This window comes from Stenotrophomonas sp. YJH_SMC_4, assembly GCF_059371575.1.
In genome coordinates, this window is sequence record NZ_JCAFUR010000026.1 from 1 (window position 1) to 25,569 (window position 25,569).

A 25,569-nucleotide genomic window follows, 5' to 3' on the forward strand; every position below is an offset into this window, starting at 1 on the left:
CTCGCTGGCCACCACCATCCAGCGCCTGTCCTCCGGTTCGCGCATCAACAGCGCCAAGGACGACGCCGCCGGTCTGGCGATCTCCGAGCGCTTCGGCACGCAGATCCGCGGTACCGACGTCGCCATCCGCAATGCCAACGACGGCATCTCGCTGGCCCAGGTCGCCGAAGGTTCGCTGACCGAAATCGGCAACAACCTGCAGCGCGTCCGCGAGCTGTCGGTGCAGGCCTCCAACGCCACCAACTCCGCCAGCGACCGCAAGGCCCTGCAGGCCGAAGTGACCCAGCTGGTCAGCGAAATCGACCGCGTCGCCAAGCAGTCGGACTTCAACGGCACCAAGCTGCTGGACGGCTCGTTCTCCAGCCAGCTGTTCCAGGTCGGCGCCAATGCGGGCCAGGCCATTGCCATCGACAAGACCATCGATGCCAAGGCCAATGCCCTGGGTGGTGCGATGTTCGATTCGGTCAGCTTCACCATCGCCGCTCCGGCAGACGGCGCAACCGGCGTGAAGGTCAGCGGCATGACCATCACCAACGGCGCAGGTTCGGCAATCAGCATCGCCGACATCGACGTGGCCGCCCAGGGCGGTGCCGATGGCACCAAGACCCAGGACGCCGCCACCAAGGCCATGGTCGCTGCGATCAATGCCAAGATCGGTGAGACCGGCGTCCTGGCCGAGGTCGACGCTGCCGGTGGTGGCAAGATCAACCTGAGCTCGGTCAAGGACAGCGTCGACAAGAATGGCGCCTTCCTCGGTATCGCCGTGGAAACCGGCACCTGGACCGGCATCGCCACCGGCCCGGCCGACATCACCGCCAGCACCACCGCAGTGGCCAAGAGCTTCGCCGACAAGATCGACGTGTCCACCGTGAAGGGCGCGCAGCAGGCGATGGAAGTGGTCGACAAGGCCCTGGGTGCGATCAACAGCACCCGCGCCGACCTCGGTGCGATCCAGAACCGCTTCACCTCGGTCGTCGCCAACCTGCAGACCTCGTCGGAAAACCTGTCGGCGTCGCGCAGCCGCATCAAGGACACCGACTTCGCCAAGGAAACCGCAGAACTGACCCGCACCCAGATCCTGCAGCAGGCCGGTACGGCCATGCTGGCCCAGGCCAACCAGGTGCCGCAGGGCGTGCTCAGCCTGCTGCGCTGATCCACGGCAAGAAGGCGCCGCTACCGTCGGGTCGAACCGACGGTAGCGGCAACCGGGAAGCCACGATGCACGAAGGCGCGGGCCATGCCCGGCCCGGGATCACTCCCGAACCGGCTTGGCATCGCCCGCTCCTGCGGACCTCTCTTTCAGCGCTGTACCTTTGACTGTACGTACCGGGCGGCTTCGTCTCCCCCCGATTGTCAGTAGCCTGATCCCTCCCCTGCATTGGGGGAGGGCTTTTTGCAGACTCCCGGCAGCCCGCGGTGAACCTACCCGCACCCTGCCCCAGCCTTCCTGCAACCCGCGTGCCAGAACCTGCGCCAGACCATTGGCACGGCACGTGCATCAACGAAGTCCTCAAGACCCAGCGGCGCAGGCCGCTATTTTCGTTGACGACGGGCCACCGCACGACGGCCAGGCCCGGATACCAGGAGAATCACATGGCAAGCTTTGGATACGGTGGCATTGGCTCGGGGCTCAACATCTCGGACATCGTCAACCAGCTGGTCGCGGCCGACCGCAAGCCCGCCGACAACGCGCTGAACCTGCAGCAGTCCAAGGCCAAGATGCAGCTGTCGTCGATCGGCACCGTCACTGCGGCCTTCGACAAGCTGAAGACCGCGCTGACCGCACTGAAGGCCACCACCGCCTTCGATACCCGCACCGTGACCGCCACCGGCAAGGCGCAACCCGCCAACACCGACGACGTGCTGACGGCCTCGGTGGCACTGTACGACCTTGGCACGACCAAGGCAGCAGCCTCCAATGGCACTCACCAGGTGGAGGTGAAATCCCTTGCCACCGCACACAAGCTGATTGCCAATACCTCGGTAGGGAAGACCGACACCTTCGGCGCCGGAACCTTGACGCTGACCGTTGGCGTCGGCGACAAGGCAAAGACGATGAAGGTCGAGGTGGAAGCCGGCGATACGCTGACCACCGTGCGCAACAAGATCGACGCCGCAGGCCGCAAGGAAGGCGTGCAGGCGACCCTGATCGCCTCGGGCGACAACCAGTACCTGTCGATTGCCCAGGAAAAGACCGGCGCCGCCAATGCCATCAAGCTCGAATACGGCGGCAGCGACCCGAAACTGACCGCACTGGTGGGCAGCCTCCAGGAAAACACCGCGGCAGCCGATGCCGAGCTGACCATCGATGGCGTCACGGTGGTCAGCGCCAGCAACACCGTGGCCGACGCCGTGCCGGGGTTGACCCTGAACCTCAAGGTCAAGGGCAAGAGCACCGTCGTGATCAGCACCGATACCACTGCAGCCACCAAGGTGATGCAGGAGTTCGTGACCGCCTACAACGCAGCAATCGCGGCGATCAACACCGAGACCAAGTACGACGCCAAGACCAAGGAAGCCGCCACGCTGACCGGCGACGCGCAGATGCGTGGTGCCTCCAGCCAGTTGCGCTCGGTGATGTCGGGCGTGCTGAAGGAACTGTCCGCCGATGGCCTGGACCCGAAAACGCTGGGACTGCAGACGCGTGGCTACCCCAACGCCGACGGCAGCCTGGTGCTGGACGCCACCAAGTTTGCCGCCGCGCTGGCCAGTCAGCCCGAGAAGATCCGCTCGGCAATCACCGGTGACACCGGCGGTGCCGGCACGCTCTACACCATGGTCGACGGCTACGTCAGCACCACGGTCGGCAAGGAAGGCGCCTTCGTCGCCCGCACCAAGGGCCTCAACACCACGCTGGACAACATCGACAAGCGCCGCAAGGACCTCGACACGCGCATGAAGAACGTGGAAGAGCGCTACAAGAAGCAGTTCATCGCGTTGGACAGCCTGATGGGCAAGTTGCAGCAGAGCAATACGTCGCTGCAGCAGCAGCTGGCACAGCTGAACCGCTAAAGGACTGCGTGCAACGCTCAAGTTTGGCGTGTAACGCACCGATAACGGACGCAACAGCAATCAACGCCGCACCGCCGGCAGCGGTCCCCACGACCGTCCGGCGGCACCCCGCGCAAGGAGAATCACGAATGTACGGTTCCAGCCGTCAATATGCCGAGCAGTACCGCCAGGTGGGAGTGACCAGTGCGGTCGCCGATGCCGATCCGCACAAGCTGGTGGCGATGCTGCTGGCCGGCGCGCTGGAGCGCGTGCGGCGCGCCCTGGCCAGCCTCGAGCGTGGCGACCAGGCCGGCAAGGGCAAGGCGATCGGCGAGGTCTGCGCGATCGTCGGCCACCTCAATGGCTCGCTGGATCATGAGGCTGGCGGTGAAATCGCCGGGAACCTGTCGGCACTCTACGACTACGTGCTGCAGCGCCTGACCGAGGCCAACCTGCACAACGACCGTGCCGCCCTCGATGAATCCCTGCAGTTGCTGGGCGAGATCGACAGCGCCTGGAATGCAATCCCACAGGAACAGCGCCGCCCGGCCGCGGTGGCGCCATGAGCCTGCACGAACTGCACGCCCAGCTGGACGCCTTCGAAAAGGCCCTGGGCGAAGACGCCCTCGACCAGGCCGACAGCCTGCTCGACGGTCACGACAGCACGCTGCATGCCCTGCTCAGCCAGCCGCTGACCTCGGACGACCACGCACCGCTCAGTGCGCTGTTCGAGCGCCAGCAGAACCTGCTGGGCCTGCTGCGCCAGCGTCGCGATGCGGTGGCAGCACTGATGAATGACGGCCAGCGCTCTCTTCGCGCGGCCCATGCCTACCTGCAGGCAGAATCGCTGGCATGACCCAACTGCCGACAACGTCGCTGCACCATCCCGCCGAAAGCGAGCTGTTCGACGAAACGCTCAGCTGCGAGCTGGCACTGCCCGCCGAATTCCAGGCAGGCAGTGGCACCGGCCGTACCGGCAGTGCCGAGGGCCTGCTGCGCAGCCTGGCGCTGGTTGAAGACAGCCGCGTTGACGAGCATGACGACCGCAATGAAGCCAGCCTGCAACTGCAGCGGCTGGAGGCGAAGGTGGATCTGGCGATGGTGCTGCTTGGCCGCCTGGTCCGCCAGCAGGGCCAGGAACTGACCCTGCGCCCGGTGCGCTGGTCGCGCCGTGGCATCCGCCTGCAACTGGGCCCGCGCAGTGGCGCCAGCCCCGGCCAGGCGGGCCTGGTCCGTCTGCAGCCCAGTGATTGGCTGCCCGACCATATCGACCTGCCGGTGGAAGTGATTGCCGAAGCGGCCGATGGCGGCGGCGGCCACTATCTGTGGCTGCGCTTCCAGCGCCTTGGCGATGGCCTGGAAATGGCCATGGAGCGCCACCTGTTCCGCCTGCACCGGCGCCAGGTGGCCGAGGCACGCCGGGCGCGCTGAAACCTGCCACCATCACGCTTGGCGGGCAAGCCTTGGCGCGCCCGTTCAGCTAAGTTAAGGTGGACTCCCCTACACGGACCTGCTGCGTGCCTGTGCGAGTTCTCATCGTCGACGATCACACCCTGGTCCGCGCCGGCCTGGCGCGGCTGCTGCAGGGGTTTGCCGACGTGCAGCTGGTTGCAGAGGCCAGCAACGCCGAACAGGCGCTGCAGCTGGCCCTGCAGCACGCCCCGGACGTGGTCCTGATGGACCTGTCATTGCCTGGCCGTACGGGTCTGGAAGCGCTCAGCGATATCCGGCTGCGCGCGCCCGGTACCCGGGTTGTGATGATGACCATGCACGACGACGCCGCGCACGTGCGCGATGCCCTCGACCGCGGCGCGGTCGGGTTCGTGGTCAAGGATGCGGCGCCGCAGGAACTGGAGCTGGCGCTTCGCGCGGCGCATGCCGGCCAGGTGTTCCTGAGCCCGCAGATCTCCGCCAAGATGCTGGCACCGATGCTCGGCCGCGAGAAACCCACCGGCATCGCCGCACTGTCGCCGCGCCAGCGCGAGATCCTGCGCCGCATCGGCAAGGGCGAGAGCAACAAGGAAATCGCCGCCGACCTCGGCATCAGCGTCAAGACGGTGGAAACCCACCGCGCACGCATGATGGAGTCACTGGGCTGCCGTCGCGCCAACGATCTGCTGCTGCTGGCCGCGCGCCATCAGCACGAGCTGGAGTAAGCGCCAGCCTCGGCGTGACGAAGCGATGGCTGGGTAGAGTGGGCTGTTGGTAGAGTCGACTGTCAGTCGACTTGCGCGCGGAGCGCGGGACTTTTCCTTGGTCTGATCGGAAAGCAGTCGACTGACAGTCGACTCTACCGGTGATCGTCTCTATCGACAGCCGACGCAGCCAACCCGCACCCGGCGTCGAATTCCCGTCATCCCGACACTCCCCGACAGGAATCCGTACACGGTGCAGCTCGATCAATCCCGGCCTTGCACCGGAAATCAGCAACTTAGCAGCGATCATCGTCAACATTCCGCGCCACTGTGGGGAATATCCCTACACGCCGTAAGGAAATTCACCAAGCCCCTCAGGAACCCCCCGATTCCGCCCCCGCCGGATCAAAAGCAAGATGCGTTCCACAAGGTGCCGGGGAGCGGCGCCGGGGAACCACGATGAAGGCTGCACTCTCGACCCAGCTGGGCCAACAACTTCACCTCACCCCGCAGCTGCTGCAGTCGATCCGGCTGCTGCAGCTTGATGGCCTGCACCTGGAACAGGAAATCCAGCGCCTGCTGGACTCCAATCCCCTGCTGGAAATCGAAGAGCCCGAAGCACCGGCCGCCGACGCCACCGACGTTGCCACCGCGACGCTGGAAACTGCCGCGTTCGACGAGCTGCCCGAGTCGTCGATGTGGGACGTGGCCGGCGCCAGCTGGCAGGACGGCGACGACGACCGCATGGCGCGCATCGCCGCCGGCGAATCGACCGACCCGCAGCTGCGCGTGCTGCAGCGTCTGTCGCTGGACATGGATGACCGCCAGCTGGCAGTGGCCGCATTCTGGCTGGACAACTGCGACGAGGCTGGCTACCTGCAGGCGCCACTGGGCCAGCTGCAGCTGCTGGCCAGCGCCCAGTTCGACATCGACGCCGACGGCGTCGAAGCCATCCGCCAGCAGCTGCTGCACGGTGACCCGGCCGGCATGGCCGCCCAGGACCTGCGCGAGGGCCTGCAGGCGCAGCTGCGCAGCCTGCACGGCGCGGTGCCTGCCCGCCACCTGGCCACGCGCATCCTGGACGGCGCACTCGATGCGCTGGCCGCACATGATTACCCCGCCCTCGCCCGCCAGCACGACGCCGAGATCGACGATGTGCGCGAAGCGGTACGCCTGATCCTGTCGCTGCAGCCACGCCCAGGCGACAGCCTGCTGCCGGAACGCAATGCCGTTGTGGTTCCGGATGTGGTCGCCTGGCACGCCGATGGCCAGTGGAAAGTGGCATTGAACCCGGCCACCAGTCGCCGCGTCTCCATCAACAGCCAGTACGAACAGGCGCTGGCAGAGACCAGTGAGGCCGCCCCGGCACTGCGCGAGATGCTGCAGGAAGCTCGCTGGTTCAGCCGCGGCCTGTCGATGCGCTACGACACCCTGCTGCGCACCGCGCGGGTGATCGTCGAGCGCCAGGCCGCGTTCCTGGTGCGTGGCGAGGAAGCCATGGCACCGCTGACCCTGAAGGAAGTGGCCGAGGAAATCGGCATGCACGAGTCCACCGTCTCGCGCATCACCACCGGCAAGTTCCTGCAGACCCCGCGCGGCACCTTCGAACTGAAGCACTTCTTCGCCGTCCGACTGGAAGGCGCCAGCGTCTCCGGGCAGGCGGTCAAGGCCATGGTCCGCCGCCTGATCGACGCCGAACCGGCCGGTCGGCCACTGGCCGATGAGGCGATCGCCGGCCTGTTGTCACGCCAGGGGGTGAACATTGCCCGCCGAACCGTCGCAAAATACCGGGAACAACTGGATATCGCCCCGGCCCGCGAACGGCGCCGGCTCGGCGCCAGGCAACCACAGCTGGCCCGGGTGGGCTGAAAAGGATGTTGCACATGAACAAGCTTACCGTCCTGCTGGTCGATGACCACGAGGGCTTCATCAACGCGGCAATGCGCCACTTCCGCAAGATCGACTGGCTGCAGATCGTCGGCAGCGCCGGCAACGGCCTGGAAGCGATCGAGCGTTCGGAAACGTTGCGCCCGCAGGTCGTATTGATGGATCTGGCAATGCCTGAGATGGGCGGCCTGCAGGCCACCCGCCTGATCAAGTCGCAGGACGACGCACCGTACATCGTGATCGCCAGCCACTTCGACGACGCCGAGCACCGCGAACACGCGCTGCGCGCCGGCGCCGACAACTTTGTCAGCAAGCTGTCCTACATCCAGGAAGTCATGCCGATCCTGGAAGGCCTCAGGGAGGAACAGTCGTGAGCGAATCGCGCATCCTGGTGCTGGACAACGACGCCGTGCGCGCGGAGCGCACCGTTGCCCTGCTGGAATTCATGGACTTCAACCCGCGCTGGGTGTCCGACGCAGCCGACTTCGACCTGGGCCGACAGCGCCAGAACGACTGGATGGCGGTGATCGTCGGCAGCCTGGACGACAGCCCCGCCAGCACCGCGCTGTATCACTGGCTGGGCGGCAGCAGCCTGCCGCCGCCGGTACTGCTGGCCGACGGTGATGCCGCTGCGTTCGCGCAGCAGCATGGCCTGCACGAAGCCAACATCTGGCCGCTGGAAACCCCGCTGCGCCATGCGCAGATGGAAGCGCTGCTGCGCCGCGCCAGCCTCAAGCGCCTGGATGCCGAGCACCAGGCCGGTGCCGCGCAGGAGCAGGGACCGACCGGCAACGGCCCGGCGGTCACCGCGCTGCGCACCATGATCGAACAGGTGGCCGCGTTCGACACCACCGTGCTGGTGCTGGGCGAATCCGGCACCGGCAAGGAAGTGGTGTCGCGCGCGATCCACCAGCGTTCGCCGCGCCGTGATGGCCCGTTCGTGGCGATCAATTGCGGCGCCATTCCGCCTGACCTGCTGGAAAGCGAGCTGTTCGGCCACGAAAAGGGTGCCTTCACTGGCGCACTGACCGCGCGCAAGGGCCGTTTCGAAATGGCCGAAGGCGGCACCCTGCTGCTCGACGAGATCGGCGACATGAGCCTGCCGATGCAGGTGAAGCTGCTGCGCGTGCTGCAGGAACGCAGCTTCGAGCGCGTCGGTGGCAACCAGACCATCCGCTGCAACGTGCGCGTCGTGGCCGCGACCCACCGCGATCTGGAAACGCGCATCGCCGAAGGCAAGTTCCGCGAGGATCTGTTCTACCGCCTCAACGTGTTCCCGATTGAAGTGCCCGCGTTGCGCGAGCGCCGTGAGGACCTGCCGGCGCTGGTGGAAACCATCGCCGCGCAGCTGGCCCGCACCGGCCGTGGCGAAGTGCGCTTCACCCCGGAAGCCCTGCAGGCACTGGCCGGCTACGAGTGGCCGGGCAACGTGCGCGAGCTGACCAACCTGGTCGAGCGCCTGGCCGTGCTGCATCCGGGTGGATCGGTGCGCGTACAGGACCTGCCGGCCCGCTACCGTGGCGATGCCGCGCTGGCTGCCGTCGCTACGCCGGCGCCGGCACAGCCCGCCACCAGCGAAGAGCGACTGGACCTGCGCAGCTTCTCGTTCCACACGCCCGGCAGCGGCAACCAGCCGGCGCTGGAGCACGGCATCGCCGTCAATCGCCCGGCGGCACCGGCCGCCCTGCCCGACGAAGGCATGGACCTGCGCAACCACATGGCCAACATCGAACTGGGCCTGATCAACGAAGCACTGGAACGCACCCAGGGCGTGGTCGCCCATGCCGCCCAGCTGCTCGGCCTGCGCCGCACCACCCTGGTGGAAAAGCTGCGCAAGTACGGCATCGAACGCGAGCAGGCCGAACTGGCCGGCTGAAGCGCGCTACCAGCATGAAGGGGGCACGAACGCCTGGGCTTGCCCGGGCGTTGGTGTTTCTGGCGCCGCTGCACGACGTCAGTAGATCCACGTCATGCGTGGATAGAGACCGTGGCCGCGCGCTGACAACGCCGCGCATCTGCACGAATTCCTACAGGCAACGTTGCCGCGTTCCGGAGGATGGAGTGGGATCTCCCAACGAGGCTCCACCATGCATCGCCTCACCCTGCTCGCCGCCCTGCTCTGCCCCGGCATTGCCACCGCCACCGGCTGCACCCCGCCCGCCACGCTCGACCAGCGCCAGAATTCCGGCCGATGGAGCCTGCAGCCCCAGGCCAGAAAACCGACGCCGGTTAAATGGCGCCACCAATGGGGTCAGAGCCCGTTGCGTCGCAACGGGATCCGACCCCGTGCCGACCAACGGTCGGCACCCACCATCATCAGAAGCACCATCAGCAGCACCATCAGAAGCACCATCAGCAGCACCATCAGAAGCACCATCAGCAGCACCATCAGCAGCACCATCAGCAGCAGGTTCCAACAGATCGCGGCCAACTGTCGAAGGCGGGGTGGGTCCGGTTGCGGGGGCGTGAGCGCCATGGATGGCGCGACCGAGCCTCCATGGACGGATTTACGGCGTCCCCCGTAACCGGACCCACCCCGCCACCCCACGGATAGCCCGATTTTGACGTTGATGTTGACGTGGCCTCTGCGGGTGCAGGGCGCAGCCCTGCCACCAAACACCCCCACCCTCACTTCACTGAATCGAAAACCGGTTTCGGCACGGCACTTGCACTGGCTACAGCAGACAACCCCATCCCTGTTTCTGGAACCGTTGCAGATGTCCCACTCCGTCACTTCGATCCTTTCGCAGATCCGCTCCTATCAGACCCAGATGGGACAGCCGGCGCTCAACCCGCTGGGCGAAACGCCTCGCAGCAACGCCCTGCCGGGCACGGTGCTGGATGCACCGCAGGCCCAGCCGGCCAGCTTCACCGAAACCCTGCGTGGTGCGATTGCCGGCGTCAACGATGCGCAACAGAAATCCGGCGCCCTCGCCAAGGCCTTCGAAATGGGCGACCCCAGCGCCGACCTCGCCAAGGTGATGGTCGCCTCGCAGCAGTCCCAGATCGCCTTCCGCGCCACCGTGGAAGTCCGCAACCGTCTCGTCCAGGCTTACCAGGACGTGATGAACATGCCGCTGTAAGGAATAGAGACGCATGGCACTGACGCTCTCCAAGGACAGCCTGAACGCCGAAAAGGCCGGGCAATGGTTCGACCGCCTGCAGAGTCTGCAGATCACCCGTCGGCTGGGCCTGATGGCGATGATCGCGGTGGCGGTGGCGGCAGGCCTGTCCGTGTTCTTCTGGTCGCAGAAGCCGGGCATGGTCCCGCTGTACACCGGCCTGGACCAGAAGGCCACCGCTGAAGCGACCGACCTGCTGCGCGCCGCGCAGATTCCGTTCGCGCTCGACCCGGCCACCGGTGGCATCACCGTGCCGGAAAAGAACCTGCACGACGCCCGCCTGAAGCTGGCCGGTTCCGGCCTGACCGACAGTGGCAAGCTCGGCTTCGAGCTGATGGAACGCGACCCGGGCTTCGGCGTCAGCCAGTTCGTCGAAAGCGCGCGCTACCAGCACGCGCTGGAAACCGAACTGTCGCGCACCATCAACACGCTGCGCCCGGTGCGCGATTCGCGCGTGCACCTGGCCATTCCCAAGCCCAGCGCCTTCACCCGCCAGCGCGACGTAGCCAGTGCCTCGGTCACCCTGGAACTGCGTGGTGGCCAGCAGCTGGAACGCAGCCAGGTGGATGCCATCGTGCACATGGTTGCGGCCAGCATCCCGGATCTCGCGCCGGAGCGGGTGACCGTGGTCGACCAGAGTGGGCGCATGCTCAGCATCACCGACCCGAACAGCGAAGCGGCGGTCAACGCTGCCCAGTTCGAGCAGGTGCGCCGCCAGGAAACCTCGTTCAACCAGCGCATCCGCGAGCTGCTGGAACCGATGACCGGCCCTGGCCGCGTCAACCCGGAAGTGAGCGTGGACATGGATTTCTCGGTGACCGAGGAGGCCCGCGAGCTCTACAACGGTGAGCCGCAGAAGCTGCGCAGCGAGCAGATGAGCGAGAACACCACCAGCACCCCTGGCCCGCAGGGTGTGCCGGGTGCGACCAGCAACAGCCCGCCGGGCCAGCAGGCTGCACCGGCCACCGCGCAGACCCCGACCGAAAGCAGCAAGAACGCCACCCGCAACTACGAGCTGGACCGCACCCTGCAGCACACCCGCCAGCCGGCAGGCCGCATCAAGCGCGTCTCGGTGGCGGTGCTGGTGGACAACGTGCCGCGCGCCGGTGCCAACGGCAAGATGAGCCCGCAGCCGCTGTCGGCCGCCGAACTGACCCGTGTCGAAGCGCTGGTCAAGCAGGCCGTCGGCTTCAACGCCGAGCGTGGCGATACCGTGTCGGTGATGAATGCCCCGTTCGTGCGGGATACCACGCCGGTCGAAGGCCCGGCCTGGTGGGAGCTGCCGTGGGTGCACGACGCCGGCCGCATGCTGCTGGGCGCCGTGGTGGTGCTGGCATTGCTGTTCGGCGTGCTGCGCCCGGCATTGCGCGCGATCACCGGCCAGAACAAGAAGAACGACGAACCGGCACTGGAACCGCATACCGCGGATGTGCAGCTGGTCGATGACGATGGCATGCCGCTGCCGGCGCTGGGCGCCGACCGGGCCAGCCTGGCCGGACCAGACGCACTGGCCCTGCCGGTGGATTCTTATGAGGAACGACTGCGGATGGCGCGTGAAGCCGTGAAGACCGACTCCAAGCGCGTGGCCCAGGTGGTCAAGGGCTGGGTGGCCAATGACTGAGGCACAACTGACCGGCGTACAGCGCGCGGCCGTGCTGCTGCTGTCCCTGGGTGAGCTGGATGCGGCCGAAGTGCTGCGCCACATGGAACCCAAGGAAGTGCAGAAGATCGGCATCGCCATGGCCACCATGACCGACATCACCCGCGAGCAGGTGGAACGGGTGATGGACCAGTTCGGCCAGGAGCTGGGCTCGAAGACCTCGCTGGGCGTGGGCTCGGACGACTACATCCGCAACATGCTGGTGCAGGCGTTGGGCAGCGAGAAGGCCGGCAACCTGATCGACCGCATCCTGCTCGGCCGCAACACCACCGGCCTGGACGCGCTGAAGTGGATGGACCCGCGTGCGGTGGCCGACCTGGTGCGCAACGAGCACCCGCAGATCATCGCCATCGTGATGGCGCACCTGGAAACCGACCAGGCCGCCGACGCGCTGAAACTGCTGCCGGACCGTACCCGCGTGGACGTGCTGCTGCGCATCGCCACCCTCGACGGCATTCCGCCGAACGCGCTCAATGAACTCAACGAGATCATGGAGCGCCAGTTCGCCGGCAACCAGAACCTGAAATCGTCCAACATCGGCGGCGTGCAGTGCGCGGCCAACATCCTGAACTTCATGGACAGCGGCCAGGACCAGGCGATCCTGGGCGAAATCGCCCGCATCGATGCGCCGTTGAGCAACCGCATCCAGGACCTGATGTTCGTGTTCGACGATCTGGTCGACCTGGATGACCGCGAAATGCAGCTGGTGCTGCGCGAAGTGAGCGGCGAGCGCCTGGGCCTGGCCCTGCGCGGTGCCGACATCAAGGTGCGCGACAAGATCACCCGCAACATGTCGCAGCGCGCGGCCGAAATCCTGCTGGAAGACATGGAAGCTCGTGGCCCGGTGCGCCTGTCCGACGTGGAAGGCGCGCAGCGCGAGATCCTGGCCATCGTCAAGCGCATGGCCGATGAAGGCACCGTCACCATCGGTGGCAGCGCGGAGGCCATGCTGTGAGCAACGTCGTGCGCTGGCTTGCCCCGGACCTGCTGGCCCAGCCCGAACCGGTGCTGGAGCAGGAGGATGCGTTCGAACTCACTGAGCCGGACCCGGAACACGAGCCGGAGCCGCCGCTGCAGCTGCCGACCCTGGAGGAAATCCAGGCCATCCAGGACAGCGCCGAGAAGGAAGGCTTCCAGCACGGCCATGCCGAAGGTTACGGCCAGGGCCAGGCCGAAGTGCGTCGCCTCGCCGCGCAGATCGAAGGCATCCTCGACAACTTCAGCCGCCCCCTGGTGCGGCTGGAGAACGAAGTGGTCGGCGCACTCGGTGAGCTGGCGGTACGCATCGCCGGTGCGCTGGTCGGCCGCGCCTATGAAGCTGACCCGGCACTGCTGGCACAGCTGGTCGGTGAGGCCATCGACGCGGTGGGTGGCAGCACCCGCGAGGTCGAAGTGCGACTGCACCCGGATGACATCGCCGCCCTCGCCCCGCTGTTGAGCCTGCCGCCACAACAGCGCCTGGTGCCAGACACCAGCCTCAGCCGCGGCGATCTACGCGTGCACGCCGAAGCCGTGCGCATCGACGGCACCCTGGAAGCCCGCCTGCGCGGCGCGCTGGACGCGGTGATCCGCCAGACCGGAGCCAATGCATGAACCCCGATCCGCAGCCGACGCCGCCACCGGCCGACTGGGCCATGGCCCGCAACCTGCGCCTGGCCCGTCGCCTCGATGGACTGCGCGTGGATACCGCCCATGGCCGTGGCCTGATCCGCGAAGGCGTGCTGCGCCGCGCGGTCGGACTGACCCTGGAAGCCGTCGGCTGCGAGGCGCCGCTGGGGGCCAGCTGCAAGGTGGAAGTGGTCGACGGCGGCTGGGTCGATGCCGAAGTGGTCGGCTTCGCCGGCGAGCGCACTTACCTGATGCCCAGTGCCGAGCTGCATGGCCTGTTGCCCAATGCGCGGGTGGTGCCATCGGCGCGCCGCGGTGGCGTGGAAGTGGGCGAAGGCCTGCTTGGCCGCGTCATCGACAGCGATGGCGTGCCGCTGGACGGCAAGGGCCCGATCCGCGCCGAAGGCCATGTCGGCATGGCCGGCGTGTCGATCAATCCACTGGCGCGCGAACCGATCACCCAGCCGTTGGACGTGGGCGTGCGCGCGATCAACGCCCTGCTGCCGATCGGCCGCGGCCAGCGCGTCGGCCTGTTCGCCGGCTCCGGCGTCGGCAAGTCGACATTGCTGGGCATGATGACCCGCTACACCGCCGCCGACGTGATCGTGGTCGGCCTGATCGGTGAACGTGGTCGCGAAGTACGCGATTTCGTCGAGACCACGTTGGGCGAGGAAGGCCTGCGCCGCGCCGTGGTGGTCGCCAGCCCCGCCGACCGGCCGCCACTGGCGCGCCTGCACGGCGCCTACCGTGCCACCGCCATCGCTGAATGGTTCCGCGACCAGGGACTGAACGTGCTGCTGCTGATGGATTCGCTGACCCGCTTCGCCCAGGCACAGCGCGAGATCGGCCTGTCGGTTGGCGAGCCGCCGACCACCCGCGGCTACCCGCCGTCGGTGTTCGCCAAGCTGCCGGCGCTGGTCGAACGCGCCGGCAACGGCGCCAAGGGGCGTGGCTCGATCACGGCGTTCTACACCGTGCTGACCGAGGGCGACGATCCGCAGGACCCGATCGCCGACGCGGCACGCGCGATCCTCGACGGCCACATCCTGCTCTCGCGGCGCGTGGCCGACAGCGGCCTGTACCCGGCCATCGACGTCGAATCGTCGGTCAGCCGCGTGGTTACGGAAATCGCCGACGAGCCATGGCGCCTGCGCATCCGCAAGCTGAAGCGACTGGTCTCGGCCTACTCGGCCAACCGTGACCTGATCGCCATCGGTGCCTACCAGCGCGGCAACGACGCGGCCACCGACGAAGCCCTGGAACGCTGGCCGGAAATCATGGAGTTCCTCGGCCAGGACGTTGCCAAGGCCGCAGATCTCCCGCACAGCCAGGCGGCGCTGCAGCGCCTGGTGGAACAAGAGAGTTAAGCCATGAACCAGTCCAAGCGCATTGATCCCCTGCTCAAGCGGGCCCAGGAACACGAGGACGCGGTCGCCCGCGACCTGGCCGAACGCCAGCGCGTGCTCGATACCCATCTATCGCGACTGGACGAACTGCGCCGCTACGCCGAGGAGTACGCCAACGCACAGATGGCCGCCACCAGCCCGGCGCAGCTGCTGAACCGACGCGCTTTCCTCGACCGGTTGGACAGTGCCGTCGAACAGCAGCAGGCCACGGTCAATGGCAACCGCGAAAAGGTGGAAGCCGAGCGCGCCCGGCTGATCCTGGCCAGCCGTGACAAGGCCGTGCTGGAACAGCTTGCCGCCAGCTACCGCGCGCAGGAAAAAGTGGTGATCGACCGCCGCGACCAGCGCGAGATGGACGATATCGGTGCGCGCCGCGCGCGCCTGGTCCAGGCCGAAGACCAGGACGGCACCGAGCAGGGAGATCGCTCGTGATGCCCTCCCCACTCGCCGGCAGTGCCAACCCCGCCACGCCGGCCACCAGCAACAGTGCGGCGCGCGCCCCGCGCAGCGAAGGCGGAAAGGACTTCAGCCAGCTGCTGCAGGACGGCGCGCCCTCTGCACCCGCCCCTGCCGGCAGCGCCACCACGCCGTCGCCATCCACGACGAGCCAGCCGTCGACCACTGACAGCAGTGGCCAGGCACCAGGCGAACGCAGCGACGCCGAAGCGGTAACCGCTGAAGCGCCGCCGCTGCCGCCCGTTGCCGTGACCCCGGCTGCACCCGCTACCGACAAGGACAAGCCCGCCGCGACCGAAGACGCCCCTTGGCCGCCGCTCGGTCTGGCCGGCCTGGTGCTGGCGATGCCGACGCCCGTGGATGCGGCCGCTGCCCTGCCGACCACCGCTGCACCGTCGCAGGCCAGCGACGGCAGCGCACTGCCCGTTGCCCCTGCCGCGAATCCGGCACTGCCTGCAACTGCGCCAGCAGCGGCCGCCGCAGCGACGGCCGACGGCAAACCGGCGGCGACCAGCGCGGGCGATGCCAGCGCGCTGCCACTGCCGGAGATGATCCTGCCCGGCAAGCGCAGCGAGCGCGGCGAAGGCAGCGACGTGGCTGCCCTCGGCGACCGCGCCAGTGCACCACTGCTGCATGCACCGGCGGCGGCCGCCGTACAGGACCTGAAGGCGGCGCTCGCCACCGGCAGCGCGATCTTCAATGGCGAACCCACACCGAAGCCGGTGCTTGGTGACGACGGCTTCGATCAGGCCATCGGCGCACGCCTGGGCTGGCTGGCCGACCAGAAAATCGGCCACGCCCATATCCGCCTGAGCCCGGACGATATGGGCCCGGTCGACGTGCGCCTGCAGTTGAACGGCGACAAGGTGCATGCCAGCTTCAGCAGCCCGCACGTGGACGTGCGACAGGCTCTGGAAAGCAGCCTGCCGCGCCTGCGCGAGCTGCTGGGCGAACAGGGCTTCCAGCTGGCACACGCTGATGTTGGCCACCAGGCCCCGGGGGGCGACGGCAATGCGTCGGGAGCATCTGGCAACGGTGGGACCGCCGGTGACGGAGAACCGTCGCCGGGCGACACCAACGTGTCGTCCGCACAGTTGATCCGCCAGCGCGGGTTGCTGGACGCCTACGCCTGACAGGCGTGCCAACCAAGGTTGGCACCCACCAGGGCAGTGCGGTTGGCACCCACCAGAGCGGGGCCGTCGGCGCCCATCAGGGCGCCCGGGCAATAGAGCCGCACCGGCCAGTATCGCGTTGGTGGGTGCGGAGCTTGCTCCGCACGGCCCCACCGCCCCCCGACGGAATTCCGTCGCACCCCTCTGCCCCGCCTTCGGCACACCCCTTGCATATCCCGGTGAAGCAACCCTCAGGAGCTTCACCCCGTGGCCGCAGCCGCTGACAAAACCAAGAAGACCGCCGAGAAGGACAAGGCCGCCAAGCCGCGTAGTCCGATCCTGATCACCGCGCTGGTGGCCGTACTGGCCGCCGCTGCCGCCGGTGGCGGCGTCTGGTTCTTCACCCAGTCCAAGCACGAAGAGAAGACCGCGCAGGCGCCGAAGAAGGCCGCGACGCCGGCCCCGGCCCAGTACTTCGCACTGGACCCGGCCTTCGTGGTCAATCTCAACGGCCCGGTCGATGGCCCGCGTTACCTGCAGCTGGAGGTGCAGCTGATGACGCGTGACCCGGCCGCACTGGAAGCGATCAAGACCCACGCACCGGCCATCCGCGCGCGCCTGCTGATGCTGTTCTCGCAGGTCAGCCCCGACCAGATCGCCGATGTCGCCGGCAAGCAGAAGCTGCAGGCTGCGTCGCTGGCTGAAGTGCAGAAAGTGCTCAAGGCCGAGACCGGCAGCAATGGTGCCGACGACCTGCTGTTCACCAGCTTCGTGACCCAGTAAGGGCCCACCGATGAATGATCTGTTGTCCCAGGACGAGATCGATGCCCTGCTCCACGGTGTGGACAGTGGCGCGGTCGAAACCGATCCGGAACCGCCGTCCGGCGAAGCGCGTTCGTACGACTTCGCCAGCCAGGACCGCATCATCCGCGGTCGCATGCCAACCCTGGAAATGGTCCACGAGCGTTTCGCACGCCTGTGGCGGATCGGCCTGTTCAACCTGATCCGCCGCTCGGCCGAGCTGTCGGTGCGCGGCATCGAGCTGATCAAGTTCAACGACTACATGCACTCGCTGTATGTGCCGACCAACCTGAACCTGATCCGCTTCAAGCCGCTGCGCGGTACCGGCCTGATCGTGTTCGAGCCGACCCTGGTGTTCGCCATCGTCGACAACTTCTTCGGTGGCGACGGGCGCTACCCGACCCGCATCGAAGGCCGCGAGTTCACCGCGACCGAAATGCGGGTGATCCACCTGCTGCTGAAGCAGACCTTCGCCGACCTACGCGAGGCCTGGGCACCGGTGATGGATGTCGACTTCGAATACATCAATTCGGAGATCAACCCGCACTTCGCCAACATCGTGACGCCGCGCGAGTACGTGGTGGTGTGCCGCCTGCACGTCGAGCTCGATGGCGGTGGCGGCGACATCCACGTGACCCTGCCGTACTCGATGCTGGAGCCGATCCGCGAGCTGCTCGATGCCGGCATCCAGAGCGACCGCAACGACCGCGACGAGAGCTGGGGCAAGACCCTGCGTGAACAGCTCAACATCGCCGAAGTCACCCTGTCCAGCGTCCTGGCCAGCAAGCGCATGACCCTGCGCGACCTGACCCAGCTGAAGGTCGGCGACATCCTGCCGATCGAGCTGAGCCCGCAGGTGCCGGTGTGCGTGGAGAACATCCCGGTGTTCACCGGCGAGTTCGGCATCGCCAACGGCATGAACGCCGTGAAGATCACCGCTACCCATCCGCCGGGCACCCGCCCGCGCGTACCCGTCATCCAGGAAGACCCGCAATGAACGATATCGACGCCCTCGAACCCACTCCGGCCCAGTTCAGCAGCCTGCAGGCCGATGAGGCGAACGGCCCGGACCTGAACCTGGACGTGATCCTCGACGTACCGGTGACGCTGTCGCTGGAAGTCGGTCGCGCGCGCCTGCCGATCCGCAACCTGCTGCAGCTCAACCAGGGTTCGGTGGTGGAACTGGAACGTGGTGCCGGCGAGTCGCTGGATGTGTTCGTCAACGGCACCCTGATCGCCCACGGTGAAGTGGTGGTGATCAATGACCGCTTCGGCGTGCGCCTGACCGACGTGGTCAGCCCGAGCGAGCGGATCCGGAGACTGCGTTGAGCCTGCTGGCCTCCACCCTGTTGGCGGTCGGCAAGACCGCCGCGCCGGTTGGCCCGCAGGTCGGCCAGCATGCGGCCGCTGCACCCAGCCTGTTCGGCGCGGTGCTGGCGCTGCTGGCGGTGCTGGCCCTGGTCGTCGGCCTGGGCTGGCTGCTCAAGCGCATGCCCGGCAGCGGCTTCCGCCCTGCCGAAGGCATGAAGCTGGTGGCCAGCCTGAGCGTGGGCGCCAAGGAGCGCGTGGTGGTCGTCGAGGTCAATGGCCAGCAGCTGCTCCTGGGCGTCACCGCCGGTGGCATCAACACCCTGCATACCCTGCCCGAACCGTTGCCGCCCCCGGCGCCGGTGCGCGTGCCGGATTTCAAGAACCTGCCGAATTTCGCCCAGCTGCTGCAGCAGCGGCTGCGCAAGGATCCCTGACATGCGTGTCACCCGTACCCGTCTTGCCACCCTGATGCCGTGGCTGCTGTTGCTTACCCTGTGCCTGTTGCCGGCACTGGCGTTCGCCGCGCCCGGCGCACCGACCACGCCGCTGCCGGACATCAATGTCGGCAAGATCGGCGGTGCACCGGTCAGCCTGCCGCTGCAGACCCTGCTGTTGATGACGGCGATCACCCTGATCCCGTCGATGCTGCTGGTGCTGACCTCGTTCACCCGCATCATCATCGTGCTGGGCCTGCTGCGCCAGGCGCTGGGCACCGGCCAGACACCGTCCAACCAGGTGCTGCTCGGCCTGGCCCTGTTCCTCACCGCGATGATCATGCTGCCGACCTGGGACAAGGCCTGGAGCACCGGCATGGCGCCGTACCTCAACGGCGACATCGACTTCCAGACCGCCTGGACGCTGACCACCACGCCGCTGCGCGCCTTCATGCTGGCGCAGATCCGCGAGACCGACCTGATGACCTTCGCCGGCATCGCCGGGCACGGCACCTACGCCAGCCCCGATGCGATCCCGTTCCCGGTGCTGGTCGCCTCGTTCGTCACCAGCGAGCTGAAGACCGCCTTCGAAATCGGCTTCCTGATCTTCATCCCGTTCGTGATCATCGACCTGGTCGTGGCCAGCGTGCTGATGTCGATGGGCATGATGATGCTGTCGCCGATGCTGGTGTCGGCCCCGTTCAAGATCCTGCTGTTCGTGCTGGTCGATGGCTGGGTGCTGACCGTCGGCACACTGGCGGCGAGCTTCAATCCGGCTTGACCCAACCCCGCAACGGCCGTCGAGCATGGCTCGACGCTACATGAGCGTCGCCGGGCACGGCCCGGCACTACCGATGGAAAGACCATGTCTCCCGAACTTGCCCTGACCGAACTGCGTGGCGGCCTGATCACCGTGTTGTGGGTGGCCGGCCCGCTGCTGCTCACCGTACTGGTGGTGGGCGTGGTGGTCGGCGTCGTGCAGGCCGCGACCCAGCTCAACGAACCGACCATCGCCTTCGTTGCCAAGGCGGCGGCACTGACCGCGGTGCTGTTCGCGCTGGGCAGCCTGCTGATCGGCCACCTGGTTGAATTCACCACGCTGCTGTTCCAGCGCATTCCACACCTGATCGGCTAGGACACGCGCCTCGATGGACGCCGCCACCCAGATGGCTGCCGACGGCCTGCAGGCCTTCGGCATGATCGGCACCGTGCTGTGGACCATGCTGCGCATCGGCGCGGTGGCCATGGCCATGCCCATGGTCGGCACCCGCGCGGTGCCGGCACGGATCCGCGTGATCCTGGCCGGTACCCTTGCCATCGCGTTGGCACCGCTGCTGCCGCCGGTTCCGGACTGGACCGGCTTCGATGCTGCCACCGTACTGACCATCGCCCGCGAGCTGGCCATCGGCGTGTCCATCGGCTTCCTGCTGCGGCTGGTGTTCGAGGCCGGCGCGATGGCCGGCGAACTGATCGCCCAGGGCACCGGGCTGGCCTTCGCGCAGATGAGCGACCCGCTTCGTGGCGGCACCTCCGGCGTGATCGGGCAGTGGTTCTACCTGCTGTTCGGCCTGCTGTTCTTCACTGCCAACGGCCATCTGGCGCTGATCTCGCTGGTGGTGGACAGCTACCGGGCGCTGCCGATCGGCGCCCCGCTGCCGGACCCGCACGCCTTCTTCAGCATCGCTCCGACCTTCCTGCTGACCGTGCTGCGCGGCGCACTGACCCTGGCCATTCCACTGACCGTGGCGATGCTGGCGGTGAACCTGGCCTTCGGCGTGCTGGCGCGTGCTGCCCCGGCACTGAATCCGATCCAGCTGGGCCTGCCGGTTTCACTGCTGCTGGGCCTGTTCCTGCTGGCCCTGCTGGCCGGGGAAATGGGCCCGCCGGTACAGCGCCTGTTCGATGCCGCCTTCCAGGCTGCGGACGCGGTCACGCACTGACCCGATCATCACGTTTTACTGCTTGCCCTTCCCCCGGGTCTGCGCGCTAGAGTGAATGCGCGGCAACCGGGGGGATGCCGCACGTGGCCGCCGCCCTGCGTCGGCCTGCCTCATGCATGCCCCACCGTGGTTTCCGTCGACACGCAGGTCCGGGAGACTGACGAATGCTGGTAGGCACGTACAACCCGTGGCTGGTGGCGATCTCGTTGCTGGTTGCCGTGATGGCTTCGTACACCGCGCTGGCGATGGCCGGGCGCACCGTCACCGCACCCGGCAAGGGCGCGGCCTGGTGGTGGCGCCTCGGTGGTGGCTTCGCCATGGGCCTGGGTATCTGGTCGATGCACTTCATCGGCATGCTCGCCTTCGACCTGCCCATTCCGCTCGGCTACGACCTGCCGATCACCCTGCTCTCCCTGGCCCTGGCCATCGCCTCATCGGTGTTCGCGCTGTGGCTGGTTTCGCTGCGCACCCTGCCGCACCCACGCCTGGCCGGCGGGGCATTGCTGATGGGTACCGGCATTGCCGGCATGCACTACGTCGGCATGGCGGCGATGCGCATGCAACCCGGCATCGACTATGACCCGGGCTGGCTGCTGTTCTCGCTGATCGTGGCGGTCGCCGCCTCATGGACTGCGTTGTATGTGGCCTTCCGCCTGCGCGCGCAGCGCACCCGTGTCGGCGACCGGCTGGCAGCCGCTGGCCTGCTCGGGCTGGCCATCGTTGGCATGCACTACACCGGCATGGCCGCCGCACGCTTTCCGGAAGGCAGCATCTGCGGCGCGGCGGTCGGCGATGGCCTGCAGAACGAGTGGCTGGCGATGCTGGTAGTGGTGCTGACGGTCGCGATCCTCGCGGTGGTGCTGGTGGTGTCCTGGCTGGACCAGCGGGTGGAGGCGCAGCTGCTGCGGCTGCGCAACTCCATGCTGAGCACTTCGTTGACCGATGCGCAGCAGGAGCTGACCCAGGCCGCGCTGCATGATCCGCTCACCCGCCTGCCCAACCGCCTGCTGTTGCAGCGCCGCATCGTGCAGGCACTGGCCGAGGCCGAACAGGGCGGCAGCCGCTTCGCGGTGATGTTCATGGACCTGGACGGCTTCAAGCAGGTCAACGATGCCTATGGCCACCAGGCGGGTGACGCATTGCTGGTGGCGGTGGCCGAGCGCACCCGCCAGCTGCTGCGCCCGCATGACATGCTGGCGCGCCTGGGCGGCGATGAGTTCGTGCTGGTGGTGCGCATCGAGCACGATGAGGATCTGCCAACCCTCGCCCGGCGCATCCTGCAGGCGGTCGGCAGTGGGCCGTTGCTGCCGGACAACGAACTGCAGGTAACCGCCAGCATCGGCGTGGCGATCTGCCCGGATCACGCCGCCAGCGAGCGGCAGCTGATGGCCTTTGCCGACGCGGCGATGTACCAGGCCAAGGAATCCGGGCGCAACGCCTTCGTGCTGTTCGCCGACTGGATGAATGACAGCGCCGAACAACAGTTCCGGCTGCTGGCCGACCTGCGCCGGGCCATCGGCAGCGAGCAGCTGTTCCTGCACTACCAGCCCAAGATCCGCGTGGCCACGCAGAAGGTGGCCGGTGCCGAAGCGTTGATCCGCTGGCACCATCCGGAGCATGGCCTGATTCCGCCCGATCGGTTCATCCGCCTGGCCGAGCGCAGTGGTGCGATCAACGAGATCGGGCGCTGGGCGCTGGACCAGGCCTGCCTGCAGCTGCGGCGCTGGCACGATGCCGGTCACGAAGGCTGGTCGATGTCGGTGAACCTGTCGCCGGTGCAGTTCAGTTCGCCGCACCTGCTGCAGGATGTGCGCGCGGTGATCGAACGCCACAACATCGCCCCGCGCCACCTGGTGCTGGAAATCACCGAAAGCACGGTGATGCGCGATACCGACACCAGCCTGCGCCTGCTGCAGGCGCTGTCGGCGCTGGGCGTAGGCATCTCCATCGATGACTTCGGCACCGGCTATTCCAGCCTGCTGTACCTGAAGCGGCTGCCAGCCACCGAGATCAAGATCGACCATGCGTTCGTGCGCGACCTGGAACACAGTGCAGAGGACGTGGTGATCGTCTCGGCGATCGTGGCGCTGGGCCATGCGCTGGACATGGACATCGTCGCCGAGGGCGTGGAGACCGCCGCCCAGCGCGCCTACCTGGAGCGCCTGGGCTGCGACTACCTGCAGGGCTACCTGCTGGGACGGCCGGTCGATGCGGCGCGCTTCATGCAGCTGCACGACCTGCCCCGGCCGCGGGTGGAACTGGCGCAGAGCCCACCGCCCAGCGACAACGCGCCCCGGTAGCGCCGAGCCTGCGCTCGGCTCCCGCCGGGCACGGCCCGGCGCTACCATTGGTTGGCCTTCGGTAGATCCACGCCACGCGCGGATGCGCCGTTCCACCGTCATCCCAGGAAGCGTCCGTGGCCCTACGTACCCCCCTTGCTGGCCTGTTGCTGGCCCTTGCTGTTGGCCACGCTGCTGCCGCTGATCTGCCGTGGTCATTGCCAGCCGATGCTTCCCCGGCCCAGGTCGACGCTGCCCTGCAGGCCCTTGGCAAGGGCGTGCTGAAGTCGCCCGACCTGACCGATGTACAGCGCGGCCACGCGTTGGTGGCGGCGGGCCAGACGGCCGAAGCGCGGCGATCGATCCAGCAGGCACGCGCATCGCTGGCAAGCGAAGGTGATACCGCAGCAGTGCAACGCTGGGTACCGATGCTGCTGCTCGTCACCGCCGGCGAGCAGGACGCAGCGGAGTATGCGCGCGCCTTCCACGCCACCTTCGCCGCCCTCGACGACGTTGCCGCGGTGCAGGCCGGTGCCGCACTCTCGGTTGAGCCAGCCCCGGTGCGCGCCCAGCTGGAGCAGGCCGTCGCGGCACAGGCGGGGGCGACGACCATTGCCGAGGCTGTCGCCCTGGAACTGCTGCGCCTGCGGGCGGTACTGCGTGCGCAGACCCTGGCCGCTGCCCTGGCCCCTCCGCTGGTCGTGGCGGAAGAGCAGCGCCGCTTCGCCATCGACGACGCATTGCGCATCCCCGTTGGCGATGGCGTCGTGCTGTCGGCGCAGCTGGCCCGCCCTCGCGCCGCATCGGTGCCCCTGCCTGCGGCCATGCTGTTCACCATCTACACCGATCCACCCAAGAACCGGCAGAAGATGCTGCTGGCCGCCGCGCATGGCTACGCCGGCATCGTGGTCGATGCGCGCGGCAAGGGCCAGGGCAGCGGCACCATCGCCCCCTACGAGCATGACGGCGCGGACGCCAACGCGGCCATCGACTGGATCAGCCGCCAGCCATGGAGCGATGGCCGGGTGGCCATGTATGGCGGCAGCTACGAGGGCTTTACTGCCTGGGCGGCGGCGCGCCATCACCATCCCGCATTGAAGACCATCGTGCCCTACGTTGCCGCCATCCCCGGCCAGGGCCTGCCGATGGAGAACAACGTGTTCCTGAGTGCCAACTACGGTTGGGCGTTCTATGTGGCCAATGACCCGATGCTGGACAACGACACCTACAACCAGAACGAACGCTGGTCACAGCTGCCCCGCCGCTGGTATGCCTCCGGCCGCCCTTACCGGCAGATCGACCAGATCGACGGCACGCCCAACCCCTGGCTGCAGCGCTGGCTCGATCACCCGACGTACGACGCCTACTGGCAGTCGATGGTTCCCTATGGCGACCAGTTCGACGACATCCGCATCCCGGTACTGACCATCACCGGGTACTACGACGATGGCCAGATCTCGGCGCTGCAGTACTTCAAGGAGCACCTCCGGCACCGCCCCGATGCCGACCATGCGCTGCTGATCGGCCCCTACGACCATCGCGGTGCGCAGTCGGCGCTCAAGCCGATGCAGCTGCGTGGATACGACCTGGACGCCGTCGCGCAGTTCGACACGCCCGCACTGACCTTCCAGTGGCTGGACCATGTGCTGCGCGGCGCGCCGCGCCCGGCGCTGGTGCCTGACCGCGTGAACTACCAGCTGATGGGCGCCAATCGCTGGGGGCATGCGGCAACACTGGACGCCGCCGCGGGTGCCCACCGCCGCTACCACCTGTCGGCTGCACCCGCTTCGCCCGATGGCTACCACCGCCTGCAGGAACAGCCGCCAGCGCCGGGCCAGCTGGGGCAGACCGTGAACATGGCCGACCGCAACGAAATGCGGCACGGCTACTACCCGTTCCCCATCGTCGCAGCACAGGATGAAGCCGACACCGCGCTGGCCTATGTCTCGGAACCCTTCACCGGCCCCATGGACCTGGTAGGCAGCTTCTCCGGAGACCTGAAGGTACGGATCAACAAGCGCGACTTCGATTTCACCGTCACCCTGTACGAGCTGATGGCCGATGGACACCGGATGCAGCTGTCCTATTACATGGGCCGGGCCAGCCACGTGCGTGACCCGGGTACGCGCCAGTTGCTGCAGCCCGGCCAATGGACCCACCTGCCCTTCGATCGCACGCGCATGGTCGCCCGCCGCCTGGCTGCCGGCAGCCGCCTGCTGGTGAAGGTGGATGTGCTGAAGGACGCCATGCACCAGGTCAACCACGGCAGCGGCCGCGATGTCAGCGACGAATCGGCCGCTGATGGGGGCACCCCGCTGCAGGTGGATTGGCACAGCGACAGTGTTCTGACGATTCCCCTGCGCCCCGCCAGCGACTCCCTACAGTAGATCCATACCATGCGTGGATAGGCAACGGCCCATCACGGAA

The 25,569-nt window shown here is 67.5% G+C and carries 26 protein-coding genes; 25 read left to right on the top strand and 1 reads right to left on the bottom strand.

Features of this window, described 5'->3' with window-relative positions:
- The 9 genes from AC5P9F_RS19210 to AC5P9F_RS19250 form a co-directional block, all read left to right on the top strand.
- The coding region (locus tag AC5P9F_RS19210) for a flagellin (RefSeq protein ID WP_495216545.1) at positions 1 to 1,153 on the top strand (1,153 nt) is incomplete at its 5' end.
- A gap of 440 nt (positions 1,154 to 1,593) precedes the next feature.
- The gene (fliD, locus tag AC5P9F_RS19215; RefSeq protein ID WP_012480116.1) at positions 1,594 to 3,012 is read left to right on the top strand and encodes a flagellar filament capping protein FliD; all 1,419 of its coding nucleotides are present in this window, start codon (positions 1,594 to 1,596) and stop codon (positions 3,010 to 3,012) included.
- 128 nt (positions 3,013 to 3,140) lie between these two features.
- Positions 3,141 to 3,557 (top strand): flagellar export chaperone FliS, encoded by a 417-nt coding sequence (fliS, locus tag AC5P9F_RS19220; protein WP_005409561.1) that lies wholly within the window; start codon positions 3,141 to 3,143, stop codon positions 3,555 to 3,557.
- Positions 3,554 to 3,847 carry a hypothetical protein gene (locus tag AC5P9F_RS19225; RefSeq protein WP_005413263.1) on the top strand — a complete coding sequence of 98 codons (294 nt, stop codon included), beginning with the start codon at positions 3,554 to 3,556 and terminating at the stop codon, positions 3,845 to 3,847. The genes fliS and AC5P9F_RS19225 overlap by 4 nt, the downstream gene beginning before the upstream one ends.
- On the top strand, positions 3,844 to 4,422 hold the full coding sequence (locus tag AC5P9F_RS19230; RefSeq protein ID WP_043033574.1) for a PilZ domain-containing protein: 579 nt from the start codon (positions 3,844 to 3,846) through the stop codon (positions 4,420 to 4,422). Before AC5P9F_RS19225 ends, AC5P9F_RS19230 begins: the two co-directional genes overlap by 4 nt.
- Positions 4,423 to 4,514: 92 nt before the next feature.
- Positions 4,515 to 5,147 carry a response regulator gene (locus AC5P9F_RS19235; RefSeq protein ID WP_005413261.1) on the top strand — a complete coding sequence of 211 codons (633 nt, stop codon included), beginning with the start codon at positions 4,515 to 4,517 and terminating at the stop codon, positions 5,145 to 5,147.
- A gap of 438 nt (positions 5,148 to 5,585) precedes the next feature.
- Positions 5,586 to 6,995 carry an RNA polymerase factor sigma-54 gene (rpoN, locus tag AC5P9F_RS19240; protein WP_180881329.1) on the top strand — a complete coding sequence of 470 codons (1,410 nt, stop codon included), beginning with the start codon at positions 5,586 to 5,588 and terminating at the stop codon, positions 6,993 to 6,995.
- 14 nt (positions 6,996 to 7,009) lie between these two features.
- Complete coding sequence (locus AC5P9F_RS19245; protein ID WP_005409556.1) at positions 7,010 to 7,387, top strand: response regulator; 378 nt, start codon at positions 7,010 to 7,012, stop codon at positions 7,385 to 7,387.
- Positions 7,384 to 8,889 carry a sigma-54 dependent transcriptional regulator gene (locus tag AC5P9F_RS19250; RefSeq protein ID WP_171953130.1) on the top strand — a complete coding sequence of 502 codons (1,506 nt, stop codon included), beginning with the start codon at positions 7,384 to 7,386 and terminating at the stop codon, positions 8,887 to 8,889. Before AC5P9F_RS19245 ends, AC5P9F_RS19250 begins: the two co-directional genes overlap by 4 nt.
- 375 nt (positions 8,890 to 9,264) lie before the next feature.
- On the opposite strand, the gene AC5P9F_RS19255 is transcribed toward AC5P9F_RS19250, so the two are convergent.
- Positions 9,265 to 9,489, bottom strand: a complete 225-nt coding sequence (locus AC5P9F_RS19255; protein ID WP_495232018.1) for a hypothetical protein — start codon at positions 9,487 to 9,489, stop codon at positions 9,265 to 9,267.
- Between the two features lie 241 nt (positions 9,490 to 9,730).
- Between AC5P9F_RS19255 and fliE the strand changes: the two genes are divergently transcribed.
- From fliE to AC5P9F_RS19335, 16 genes are all read left to right on the top strand, one after another.
- Entirely contained in the window at positions 9,731 to 10,096 is a 366-nt protein-coding gene (gene fliE, locus AC5P9F_RS19260; RefSeq protein WP_005409552.1) for a flagellar hook-basal body complex protein FliE, read from the top strand.
- A gap of 13 nt (positions 10,097 to 10,109) precedes the next feature.
- The gene (gene fliF, locus AC5P9F_RS19265; RefSeq protein ID WP_012480110.1) at positions 10,110 to 11,756 is read left to right on the top strand and encodes a flagellar basal-body MS-ring/collar protein FliF; all 1,647 of its coding nucleotides are present in this window, start codon (positions 10,110 to 10,112) and stop codon (positions 11,754 to 11,756) included.
- A 7-nt stretch (positions 11,757 to 11,763) separates the two neighbouring features.
- The gene (fliG, locus tag AC5P9F_RS19270) at positions 11,764 to 12,750 is read left to right on the top strand and encodes a flagellar motor switch protein FliG (protein ID WP_024958226.1); all 987 of its coding nucleotides are present in this window, start codon (positions 11,764 to 11,766) and stop codon (positions 12,748 to 12,750) included.
- Complete coding sequence (locus tag AC5P9F_RS19275) at positions 12,747 to 13,388, top strand: FliH/SctL family protein (protein ID WP_005409549.1); 642 nt, start codon at positions 12,747 to 12,749, stop codon at positions 13,386 to 13,388. The genes fliG and AC5P9F_RS19275 overlap by 4 nt, the downstream gene beginning before the upstream one ends.
- Complete coding sequence (locus AC5P9F_RS19280; protein ID WP_005413257.1) at positions 13,385 to 14,770, top strand: FliI/YscN family ATPase; 1,386 nt, start codon at positions 13,385 to 13,387, stop codon at positions 14,768 to 14,770. The genes AC5P9F_RS19275 and AC5P9F_RS19280 overlap by 4 nt, the downstream gene beginning before the upstream one ends.
- A gap of 3 nt (positions 14,771 to 14,773) precedes the next feature.
- Positions 14,774 to 15,241, top strand: a complete 468-nt coding sequence (gene fliJ, locus AC5P9F_RS19285) for a flagellar export protein FliJ (RefSeq protein WP_099523897.1) — start codon at positions 14,774 to 14,776, stop codon at positions 15,239 to 15,241.
- A complete protein-coding gene (locus AC5P9F_RS19290; protein WP_099523898.1) occupies positions 15,241 to 16,398 on the top strand; it encodes a flagellar hook-length control protein FliK in 1,158 nt (385 codons plus the stop codon). The genes fliJ and AC5P9F_RS19290 overlap by 1 nt, the downstream gene beginning before the upstream one ends.
- 246 nt (positions 16,399 to 16,644) lie before the next feature.
- The gene (locus AC5P9F_RS19295) at positions 16,645 to 17,160 is read left to right on the top strand and encodes a flagellar basal body-associated FliL family protein (protein ID WP_111193423.1); all 516 of its coding nucleotides are present in this window, start codon (positions 16,645 to 16,647) and stop codon (positions 17,158 to 17,160) included.
- 10 nt (positions 17,161 to 17,170) lie between these two features.
- A complete protein-coding gene (fliM, locus tag AC5P9F_RS19300) occupies positions 17,171 to 18,175 on the top strand; it encodes a flagellar motor switch protein FliM (protein ID WP_005409544.1) in 1,005 nt (334 codons plus the stop codon).
- Positions 18,172 to 18,507, top strand: coding sequence for a flagellar motor switch protein FliN (gene fliN, locus AC5P9F_RS19305; protein WP_005409543.1), 336 nt, complete (start codon positions 18,172 to 18,174; stop codon positions 18,505 to 18,507). The genes fliM and fliN overlap by 4 nt, the downstream gene beginning before the upstream one ends.
- Positions 18,504 to 18,923: a flagellar biosynthetic protein FliO gene (fliO, locus tag AC5P9F_RS19310; protein WP_010482437.1), complete on the top strand. Its 420-nt coding sequence runs from the start codon at positions 18,504 to 18,506 to the stop codon at positions 18,921 to 18,923. The genes fliN and fliO overlap by 4 nt, the downstream gene beginning before the upstream one ends.
- Before the next feature lies 1 nt (position 18,924).
- Positions 18,925 to 19,704 carry a flagellar type III secretion system pore protein FliP gene (fliP, locus tag AC5P9F_RS19315; protein ID WP_111193424.1) on the top strand — a complete coding sequence of 260 codons (780 nt, stop codon included), beginning with the start codon at positions 18,925 to 18,927 and terminating at the stop codon, positions 19,702 to 19,704.
- 84 nt (positions 19,705 to 19,788) lie between these two features.
- Positions 19,789 to 20,058, top strand: coding sequence for a flagellar biosynthetic protein FliQ (locus tag AC5P9F_RS19320; protein WP_005413254.1), 270 nt, complete (start codon positions 19,789 to 19,791; stop codon positions 20,056 to 20,058).
- A 13-nt stretch (positions 20,059 to 20,071) separates the two neighbouring features.
- Positions 20,072 to 20,863, top strand: a complete 792-nt coding sequence (gene fliR, locus AC5P9F_RS19325) for a flagellar biosynthetic protein FliR (RefSeq protein ID WP_005409539.1) — start codon at positions 20,072 to 20,074, stop codon at positions 20,861 to 20,863.
- 164 nt (positions 20,864 to 21,027) lie between these two features.
- Positions 21,028 to 23,163 carry a putative bifunctional diguanylate cyclase/phosphodiesterase gene (locus AC5P9F_RS19330; protein WP_005409538.1) on the top strand — a complete coding sequence of 712 codons (2,136 nt, stop codon included), beginning with the start codon at positions 21,028 to 21,030 and terminating at the stop codon, positions 23,161 to 23,163.
- Between the two features lie 116 nt (positions 23,164 to 23,279).
- Positions 23,280 to 25,529 (top strand): CocE/NonD family hydrolase, encoded by a 2,250-nt coding sequence (locus tag AC5P9F_RS19335; RefSeq protein WP_274850206.1) that lies wholly within the window; start codon positions 23,280 to 23,282, stop codon positions 25,527 to 25,529.
- Positions 25,530 to 25,569: the final 40 nt, after the last annotated feature.